Raw genomic sequence first — 8,940 nt, 5'->3', positions numbered from 1 at the left:
CCGCCGCGGGCACCGGCATCGGCGGTGCCTGCGCCCGCCGCCTGCTGCAGGAGGGCGCCCGGGTGGCGGTGAGCGACGCCCACGAGCGGCGGCTGGCCGCGACCCTGGCCGCACTGGAGAAGGAGTTCGGAGCCGGGACGGTGACCGCCGTGCCGTGCGACGTGACCTCCGAAGAGCAGGTGCGCGCCCTGTTCGCGGCCGCCGAGGAGCGCCTGGGGCCGGTGGACGTGCTGGTCAACAACGCCGGGCTCGGCGGCACGGCCAGGCTCGTCGAGATGACCGACGAGCAGTGGAGCCGCGTGCTCGACGTGACGCTGACCGGGACCATGCGCTGCACCCGGGCCGCCCTGGCGCTCATGCAGCCGCGGGGCCGCGGCGTGATCGTGAACAACGCCTCGGTGGTCGGCTGGCGGGCGCAGGAGGGCCAGGCCCACTACGCGGCGGCCAAGGCCGGGGTCATGGCGCTGACCAGGTGCGCGGCCGTCGAGGCGGCGCCGTACGGCGTGCGGGTCAACGCGGTGGCGCCCTCGCTGGCCATGCACGCCAACCTGGCCAAGGTGACCACGGAGGAGCTGCTGGCCGAGCTCACCGCCAAGGAGGCGCTCGGGCGCGCGGCGGAGCCCTGGGAGGTCGCCAACGTTATCGTCTTCCTCGCGAGCGACTACTCCTCCTACCTGACCGGAGAGGTCGTCTCCGTCTCCAGCCAGCACCCCTGAGAGGTCCGTCTCCCATGAGCCCACGACGCCGAGACTCCGACAGCGCCGCCACCGCCCGCGCCGGGCGGCGGGCCGAGCTGCTCGCCACGGCCGCGGAGGTGTTCGCGTCCCGGGGATACTCCGCCACCACGGTCCGCGAGGTGGCGGACGCGGCGGGCATCCTCGGCGGCAGCCTCTACTACCACTTCGACTCCAAGGAGTCGATGGTCGACGAGATCCTCTCGACGTTCCTGGCCGACATGTGGGCGTCCTACGACCGCATCACCGCCTCGGGGCTCGGCGCGCGCGAGACCTTCCACGAGCTGATCGCCGAGTCGTTCCGGATGATCGACCTGTACCGCCCGGCGGTCATGATCTACCAGAACGAGTCCAGGCACCTGGCGGCGAGCCCGCGCTTCGGCTACCTGCTCGACTCCATGCGGCGCTTCCGCGAGATGTGGCTCTCGGTGCTGGACCGGGGCGTCCTCGACGGGGAGTTCCGCGCCGACCTCGATACCGGCCTGATCTACCGCTTCATCCGCGACACCGTCTGGGTGGCCGCGAGCTGGTACCGGAGCGACGGCCCGCTGAGCGCGGACGAGATCGCCCGGCAGTACATCGTGATGGTCCTGGAAGGGATCCTGGAGACCTGAGGAGTTCACCGTGGCCATCCGGACGACCCCCCGAACGGCACCCCGAGCGGCACCCCGAGCGGCCTCCCGGACGGCGGAGGCGTACATCGTCGAGGCGGTCCGCACCCCCGTGGGGCGGCGCGGCGGCGGCCTGTCCGGGGTGCACCCCGCGGATCTGGGCGCGCACGCGCTGACCGCGCTGGTGGAGCGCTCCGGGATCGACCCGGCCGCGGTGGAGGACGTGGTCTTCGGGTGCGTGGACACGGTCGGCCCGCAGGCCGGGGACATCGCCCGCACCTGCTGGCTGGCGGCCGGGCTGCCCGAGGAGGTGCCCGGCGTCACGGTCGACCGGCAGTGCGGCTCCTCGCAGCAGGCGGTGCACTTCGCCGCGCAGGCCGTGCTCTCCGGCACCGCCGACCTGGTGGTCGCCGGCGGAGTGCAGAGCATGTCGCAGATCCCCATCGGGTACGCGATGACCGCCGGGCAGGCGCTCGGCTTCGACACGCCCTTCACCGGGTCGAAGGGCTGGCGGGCCCGGTACGGCGGGCAGGAGGTCTCCCAGTTCCGCGGAGCCGAGATGATCGCCGAGCACTGGGACCTGTCCCGGGAGGAGATGGAGGCCTTCGCCTGCGAGTCGCACCGGCGGGCGGCCCGGGCGGTCGACACCGGGCGCTTCGCGCGGGAGACCGCGCCGCTGGAGGGCGTCGAGCACGACGAGGGGCCGCGCCGCGACACCTCGCCGGAGAAGATGGCCGGGCTGCGCACCCTGGTCGAGGGCGGCCGGCTGACCGCGGCGCTGGCCTCGCAGATCTCCGACGGCGCCGCGGCCCTGCTGATCGCCTCCGAGGAGGCGGTGCGCGTGCACGGCCTGCGCCCCCCGCGCCCGCGTACACCACCTGTCCGCGCGCGGTGAGGACCCGGTCCGGATGCTCTCGGCGCCGATCCCCGCCACGGCGTACGCGCTGAAGAAGGCGGGCATGGCGATCGGCGACATCGACGTGGTGGAGATCAACGAGGCCTTCGCCCCGGTCGTGCTGGCCTGGCTGAAGGAGACGGGCGCCGATCCGGCGCGGGTCAACCCGAACGGCGGCGCGATCGCGCTCGGCCACCCGCTCGGGGCCACCGGCGCCCGGCTGATGACCACGCTCCTGCACGAGCTGGAGCGCACCGGCGGCCGGTACGGCCTGCAGACGATGTGCGAGGGCGGCGGCCAGGCCAACGTCACCATCATCGAGCGCCTGTGAGGGCGCCGCCGCGCCGGCCCGCCGGGAGCGCCTGGGGGAGGGTCCGCCGGGAACGGCCGGAGGGCACCGCCGGGAACGCGCCGGCACCTGGCGGGGGCCCGTACGCGGAACCTTCCGGCCGCGGGCCGACCCGCGTTCTGGAACGCGTCATATTCGCCTATTCAATACGAAAAGCAGAATAATCGGGGAAAAGCATGGTTCCCCGATCACCCACCGCCCTACGATCTCCTCCTCGGCGCAGATCGATGGGAAACGGGGAAGATGGACGCGATGCGGGACCGGCGGTTCCTCGCGTTGATCGCCGCGGCGATCGCGATCACCCTGTTCGGCCTCTACTCACTGGTGGCCGGAGCGGACACCGGGGGTGACGGGGACGACGGGGCCGCGGCCGAGCGGTCCCGGCCCGATCCGGCCCGCACCCGGGTCATGGAGCTGTCGCCCGTCCCCGGCTCCGAGCCCGAGCCCGCCCCGTCGGCCGTGTTCACGCCCGCGCCCTCCGCGCTTCCCCCGACGCCCGCGCCTGCGGCGTCCGCGCCGACACCCGCCCCCGCTCCGCCGGACGGACCAGGACCGGTCGCGGCGAGGTACTTCGACGCCTGGCGGGCCGGAGACCTGACCGCCATGGCGGGCCTGGTCGCCGACCCGCCCCCCGACTTCACCGACCGGCACCGCAGGTTCGGCGCCGAGCTGCAGGTCACGTCGATCTCCCTGGCCCCCGGCGCCCCGTCCGGTGGCGGGGAGACCGCCGAGGTCCCCTTCACCGGGGCACGCGAGGTCACGGGGCTGGGCCGGTGGGAGTTCTCGTCGGTGCTGCGCCTGGCGCGGCGGGACGGCTCCTGGAAGGTGCTCTGGTCCCCGGAGACCCTGCACCCCGCGCTCGCCGGCGGGACCCTGCGCCGCAGGGAGACCCCGGTGCCCCGGCCCGCCACGCTCACCCGCGAGGGCCTGCCGTTCCCCCGCGACAGCAGGGCGGGCGACCACTACACCGGGCTGGACGGCACGGCGGTCGACGTGGAACTGGTGGAGGAGCCCTCGGGCCGGGTGCTGCTGGCCGCCCGCGCCCCGAGGTGCCGGGCACGCGGACCACGATCTCCCAGGGCGTCCAGGCCGCCGCCGCCCGCGCCCTGGACGGCGTCGGGCTGCCCGCCGCGATCGTGGCCGTGGACGTCCCCACCGGCCAGGTGCGCGCGGTGGCGGACACGCTGGGCGCCAAGGGGGCGTTCGAGGGCCTCTACCCGCCGGGCTCGACGTTCAAGGCGGTGACCGCCGCCGCGCTGCTGCGCACCGGCCTGACCCCGGACTCCCCGGTCCCGTGCCCGGGAGGCTACACCCTCCCCAACGGCCGGCACTTCGACAACGACGGCGGCGCCGACCACGGCACCGTGCCCCTGGCCACGGCCTTCGCGCTCTCCTGCAACACCACCTTCGCCCAGCAGGCCTACGAGCGGCTGCGCGACGGCGGCCTCCGGGCCGAGGCCGCCGACCGGTTCGGCTTCCGCAAGAAGCCCGGTAAGAGCACCTGCCGCATCCAGGACGCCGTCACCGCGGACGACCTCGGCTCCGACGCCATCGGCCAGAACTCGGTGCTGGCCAGCCCGCTGTGCATGGCCGAGGTCGCCGCCGCGGTCGCGAGCGGCACCTGGAGGCCCGCGATCACCACCGAGCAGCCGCCCGCCGACGCGCCCGCCCCGGTGCCGCTGGACGAGGGCGTGGCCGCAGGCCTCCGGGCGATGATGGGCGCCGTGGTCACCCGGGGCACGGCCGCCCAGGCGGGACTGCCGCCGGACACGGCGGGCAAGACCGGCACCGCGGAGGTCACCGGAGCGCGCTCCCACGCCTGGTTCATCGGCTACCGGGGCGACCTGGCCTTCGCGGTGCTCGTCCGCAACGGCGGGAGCGGCGCGGCCACGGCCGCCCCCCTCGCCGCCCGCTTCCTGAGGGCCCTCTGATCAGGTGCCGGCCGTCGGCGTCGGTGCGGCTGCCGGGGGCGCGCTCCGGGCCGGCCATGGCGATTCATGGCGAGTCGGAGGCCTCGCCCCGGGCTTTGGAGGCGGTTCGCCGGGCGACGATGTGGCGGGCGAGGGGCCGGTGGGTCCACCGGCCCTCCGGGGCGTCGCGGAGGAACTCCCGGCGGAGGCCGGCGATGAAGGCGTCTCCGCGGGCGATGGCGAGCGCCCGCAGCGGCCCCGACCGGGTGTAGGCGTCGAAGAAGGCCGGCGCGCCGGGATGGCTCAGTGGATGGGAGGGGTGGTCGTCGCGCTCGATGACCGCCCCCTGGGCGTGCAGCGCGGGCACGAGCTCGTCCTCCCAGGCGCTGTCCCCCGGCGGCACATGCCGGCGGACCACCGCGTCCATGAGGGCGAACGGGCCGTCGGACTCCGTGGCATCCGGCCAGTAGACGACGGAGAGCATTCCGCCGGGCCCGAGCGCGGCCAGCCATGACCGGACGGCCCGCTCCGGCCGGGGCAGCTGCTGGAGGCCGAACACGGACACCACGGCGCCGCACCCGCCCGTCCAGCCGGCGTCGAGGGTCGAGGCGTCCCCTTCGACCACGGTGACGCCTGGCCGTCCGGCCACCCGCCGCCGGGCACGGCCGACCATGCCCGCGGACAGGTCGATGCCGACGATCTCGCGGTCGGGGAAGTGCTCGACCAGCAGATCGAGTTCGGGAAAGGTGCCGCAGCAGGGGACGAGGATCGGACCGGGGGGAAGAGCGCCGGACGCGACGGCCCCGACCGCGCCGGAGACCCAGGGGGCGAAGCGGGGGACGAAGTACGCCTCGTAGCCGTCCACCGCCGCGTCCCAGCCGCCCGCGACGCGTTCGAGATGCGCGTTCACAGCGTGGCCGCGATCTTCTCGGCGCCGAGGCCGGACAGCCCGGCGAGCCCGGCGGCGCGGCCGGCGGCCACGTCGTGGACCGTCCAGCCGGGGCAGAGCGAGTCCGCCTGCCATTCGTCCGGGTCGAGTCCACCGAGGAAGTCGGTGAGGTCCAGCCGTTCGGCCGTCAGCCAGGTCATGGCGGTTCCGGTGTCCATGGTCAGCCTTCCATGAGTACGTCGGTCTCAACGCGTCGATGACCCTGCCCGCCGGTGATGTCATCCACGGTGTCATCAACCCGGCCTTGTGGAAGGCCCTCTGGAGACGACGTACGGGACCAGCTCGCCCATCCCCCGTACGGTCAGCGGGCTCACCGGCCGCAGCTCGAAGGAGGCGTCGCCCTCCAGTTCCTCGGCCACCGCGGGCCCGGCGAGCACGGCGTCGGCCGGGGCGAGCGCGGTGAGCCTGCTGGCCAGGTTGACCGTGGTGCCGAACACGTCGCCCATGCGGCCGATCACCTGGCCGACGGCCAGCCCCACCCGCAGGGCGGGCACGCCCCTGGTCCGGGCGTGGACCTCCACGAGCCGCAGGGCGATCTCGGCCGCCGCGGCGGCGGTGTCGGCGACGAACAGCACCGAGTCGCCGAGCGTCTTGACCACCCGGCCCTCCGAGGAGGTGACGACGTCGGCCGACCGGCTCTCGAAACGCTCGACGAGGCGGGCCAGCTCCGTCTCGGTGATCTGGCGGCTCAGCCGGGTGAACCCGACCAGGTCGGCGAAGCCCACGGCCAGCCGTACGGTGCTCGTCTCCTGGTCCACGACGCGGCCCGCCGCGGCGGCCAGCTGCCGCCGCCAGGCGTAGACCAGCAGCTGCTCCAGGTCCGGCACCACCCGGTCCGCCCGCGTCCGCCAGGCGGATGCGCGCTCGCCGAGCGGGACGCCGGCCTGGTCGAGGACCTCGGCCCCGAGTACGGCCTGCGACTCGGCCAGCCGGGCGGTGGCCCTGCCCAGCGACCGGGTCACCAGGAGCGCGTGCTCCTCGTCGTAGGTCCCGTCGCGCACCAGGCCGACCAGCGTCCGGAGCGCCTCGACGTCGGAGTCGGTGAACTCCACCGCGTCGTCCGGGACGTTGGCGAAGCCGAAGGCGCGCCAGAACCGCCGCGCGCGGTACACCGGCACGCCGGCCATCGCGGCCACCTGGTGGCTCGTGTAGCGGCGGTGCTGCCGGAGGAACGCGCCCGCCAGTTCGTCCGTCAACGGATCCTCGACCGTGGTCAACCTGCTCGTCCTTGCCCCTGGGGGGAATCGCAACATACATCCTGCATGCTGCCAGATGCCAGGACGACCGGGACGCCCCGCCCGCCGATCCCCGTCCGGTCGATCCCCGTCCGGGAGCCGTCAGACGCGCCAGGGCATGTGCTGGAGCGTCCAGGTGTTGCCGTCCGGGTCGGCGAAACGGGCATAGTAGACGCCGCCCAGGTCCTCGACCGGCTCCACGTCCGTGCCGCGCCCGATGAGCTCCGCGCGGGCCTTCTCGATGTCGCTGACCACCAGGTGCAGGCCGCGCAGCGTGCCGGCCGGCATGTCGAGGGACTCGATGCCCTCGGTCAGGGTGATCGAGCAGGCCGAGCCCGGCGGGGTGAGCTGGACGACGCGGACCCCGTCCGCAGGCCGCACGTCGACGTCCACCTGGAAACCGAGGCGGTCGGCGTAGAAGGCCTTGGCCCGGTCGATGTCGGTGACGGGCACCGGGACGAGTTCGAGGAGGAACATGCCGGGGCGGACCGGCGGCGCGGCGGGGTCCGCCGGGACGTCGGCGAGGTCGGCCGGGATCTCGGTCTGCGTGGGCCGGGCCGGAGTGGGCCGGGTGTCGGTCATCGTGGTCCGCCTTTCAGTGTCATCTCGGTGAGCATCCCGGCGAGACGGTCGTACGCCTCGCCCGCGCCGCGTTCCATGGGGGTGCGGAGCACGCTGTCGCGGACCTCCCGCGAGGGGTAGCGCGCCGTGGTGGTCATCGCGGTCCGGCCGTCCCGCTCGTCGAAGACGGTCGTGACGAGGGCTTCGCCTTCCTCCCAGCCGTCGTGGACCTCGCTCTGGACCAGCCGGCCGGGCGCGTCGATCTCGTGGAACACCCCGCCGAGGCCCATCTCGGCGCCGTCCGGGCCGCGTGAGACGAAGCGCCAGGCGCCGCCCGGACGCAGGTCGACCTCGCAGACGACGAGGTGCCAGCCGCGCGCGCCGTGCCACCGCCGGAGCAGTTCGGGCCGGGTGTAGGCGTCGAAGACGAGCCGGCGGGGAGCGGTGAAGGTCCTGGTGAGCATGAGGCCGGCACCGGGCAGCGCCCGCACCGTCAGGCCTCCGCCCTGCGCCTGCCGCGGGGTCACGGGGTCCCCTGCTCTGCGGCGTCCGGCCCGTGGTGGTCGAGCTCGCCGAGCAGGGCGTCCAGCCGCTGGTAGCTCTCCTCCCAGTAGGAGCGGTAGCCCGCCAGCCAGTCGACGGCATCCTTGAGCGGGGCGGCCTCCAGCCGGCAGGGCCTGCGCTGCGCGTCGCGACCCCGGGAGACCAGCCCGGCGCGCTCCAGCACCCGCAGGTGCTTGGAGATGCCTGGCTGGCTCATCGCGAACGGCTCGGCCAGCTCGGTCACCGTGGCCTCGCCCTCCATCAGCCGGGCGAGGATCGCTCGCCGGGTCGGGTCGGCCAGCGCGGCGAACGTCGCGTCGAGAACGTCGGCAGCCATATTGATTACCTTCCAGTTCTATAACCAGATGGTTTTCTACCGCGCCGGATCGCGGCCTGTCAAGGACCGCGGGCTCGCGCCCGCCAGCACGCCGGTCGGCGGATGAGGCGCCGCCGGTGGACGACGACCGCGACCCGGTGCCGCGGCGGCCTCATGCGTGTGGATTCACCGGACAGGCCTTAGGGTGCACAGCGTGTACGTGAAGATCTGCGGGCTGCGAGAGCCCGGGCATGTGGCCGCGGCGGTCGAGGTGGGCGCGGACGCGATCGGTTTCGTCCTCACCCGCAGTCCCCGGCGGATCACTCCGGAGCAGGCGCGGGAGCTGGCCGCGGCGGTGCCCGCGCACGTCCTGACCGTGGCGGTGTTCGCCGGAGAGGCGCCGGAGGAGGTGCGGGCGGCCGCGCTGGAGTCCGGGGTGCGCGCCGTCCAGCTGCACGGCGATCACCCGCACGGGGACTTCACCGCCCTGAAGGACCTCGGCCTCACGCTGGTGCGCGCGGGAGCGGCGGGCGCGGACCTGCGCTGCGGCGCCTTCGACGAGGATCTGCTGATCGTCGACGCGCCCCGGCCGGGCTCGGGCGAGCCGTGGGACTGGGCCGCGGTGCGCGGGCGCCCGGAGGGCCGCTGGATGCTGGCCGGAGGCCTCGACCCGTCGAACGTGGCCCGCGCGATCGCCGAGGCGCGCCCGTGGGGGGTCGACGTTTCGAGCGGGGTGGAGATCGCGCCCGGCGTGAAGGACGCCGGGCTCATCCGGGAGTTCGTCGCCGCCGCTCGCGGCGGGACTGAGCCGGCGTAGCGGCCGGCCCCGGCCCGGCC

General features: G+C 74.7%; 11 protein-coding genes and 1 pseudogene. 6 read left to right on the top strand and 6 right to left on the bottom strand.

Annotated features, from left to right (window positions below; translation table 11 throughout):
• The 5 genes and pseudogenes from ACWJ6R_RS23785 to ACWJ6R_RS23765 form a co-directional block, all read left to right on the top strand.
• Positions 1 to 716 (top strand): SDR family oxidoreductase (locus ACWJ6R_RS23785; RefSeq protein ID WP_449064357.1); only part of this gene is annotated, 716 nt, incomplete at its 5' end.
• A gap of 14 nt (positions 717 to 730) precedes the next feature.
• A complete protein-coding gene (locus ACWJ6R_RS23780; RefSeq protein ID WP_449064356.1) occupies positions 731 to 1,348 on the top strand; it encodes a TetR/AcrR family transcriptional regulator in 618 nt (205 codons plus the stop codon).
• Between the two features lie 16 nt (positions 1,349 to 1,364).
• Positions 1,365 to 2,571, top strand: a pseudogene (locus tag ACWJ6R_RS23775) (acetyl-CoA C-acetyltransferase).
• Positions 2,572 to 2,832: 261 nt separating this feature from the next.
• Positions 2,833 to 3,834 (top strand): NTF2-like N-terminal transpeptidase domain-containing protein, encoded by a 1,002-nt coding sequence (locus ACWJ6R_RS23770; protein WP_449064355.1) that lies wholly within the window; start codon positions 2,833 to 2,835, stop codon positions 3,832 to 3,834.
• On the top strand, positions 3,762 to 4,520 hold the full coding sequence (locus tag ACWJ6R_RS23765; RefSeq protein ID WP_449064354.1) for a penicillin-binding transpeptidase domain-containing protein: 759 nt from the start codon (positions 3,762 to 3,764) through the stop codon (positions 4,518 to 4,520). The genes ACWJ6R_RS23770 and ACWJ6R_RS23765 overlap by 73 nt, the downstream gene beginning before the upstream one ends.
• 64 nt (positions 4,521 to 4,584) lie before the next feature.
• Here ACWJ6R_RS23765 and ACWJ6R_RS23760 read toward each other — a convergent pair whose 3' ends face one another.
• The 6 genes from ACWJ6R_RS23760 to ACWJ6R_RS23735 form a co-directional block, all read right to left on the bottom strand.
• A complete protein-coding gene (locus ACWJ6R_RS23760; RefSeq protein ID WP_449064353.1) occupies positions 4,585 to 5,409 on the bottom strand; it encodes a class I SAM-dependent methyltransferase in 825 nt (274 codons plus the stop codon).
• Positions 5,406 to 5,606, bottom strand: a complete 201-nt coding sequence (locus ACWJ6R_RS23755) for a maleylpyruvate isomerase N-terminal domain-containing protein (RefSeq protein ID WP_449064352.1) — start codon at positions 5,604 to 5,606, stop codon at positions 5,406 to 5,408. Before ACWJ6R_RS23755 ends, ACWJ6R_RS23760 begins: the two co-directional genes overlap by 4 nt.
• A 75-nt stretch (positions 5,607 to 5,681) precedes the next feature.
• Entirely contained in the window at positions 5,682 to 6,665 is a 984-nt protein-coding gene (locus ACWJ6R_RS23750; RefSeq protein ID WP_449064351.1) for an adenylate/guanylate cyclase domain-containing protein, read from the bottom strand.
• 120 nt (positions 6,666 to 6,785) lie between these two features.
• A complete protein-coding gene (locus ACWJ6R_RS23745; RefSeq protein WP_449064350.1) occupies positions 6,786 to 7,265 on the bottom strand; it encodes a VOC family protein in 480 nt (159 codons plus the stop codon).
• On the bottom strand, positions 7,262 to 7,771 hold the full coding sequence (locus ACWJ6R_RS23740; protein WP_449064349.1) for an SRPBCC family protein: 510 nt from the start codon (positions 7,769 to 7,771) through the stop codon (positions 7,262 to 7,264). The genes ACWJ6R_RS23745 and ACWJ6R_RS23740 overlap by 4 nt, the downstream gene beginning before the upstream one ends.
• The gene (locus ACWJ6R_RS23735) at positions 7,768 to 8,124 is read right to left on the bottom strand and encodes an ArsR/SmtB family transcription factor (RefSeq protein WP_449064348.1); all 357 of its coding nucleotides are present in this window, start codon (positions 8,122 to 8,124) and stop codon (positions 7,768 to 7,770) included. Before ACWJ6R_RS23735 ends, ACWJ6R_RS23740 begins: the two co-directional genes overlap by 4 nt.
• Positions 8,125 to 8,317: 193 nt before the next feature.
• Here ACWJ6R_RS23735 and ACWJ6R_RS23730 point away from each other — a divergent pair, with 193 nt between their 5' ends.
• Entirely contained in the window at positions 8,318 to 8,920 is a 603-nt protein-coding gene (locus ACWJ6R_RS23730; RefSeq protein ID WP_449064347.1) for a phosphoribosylanthranilate isomerase, read from the top strand.
• Positions 8,921 to 8,940: the final 20 nt, after the last annotated feature.

It is taken from the genome of Planomonospora algeriensis (genome assembly GCF_977012225.1).
This window is presented reverse-complemented; position numbering and strand designations above follow the sequence as displayed.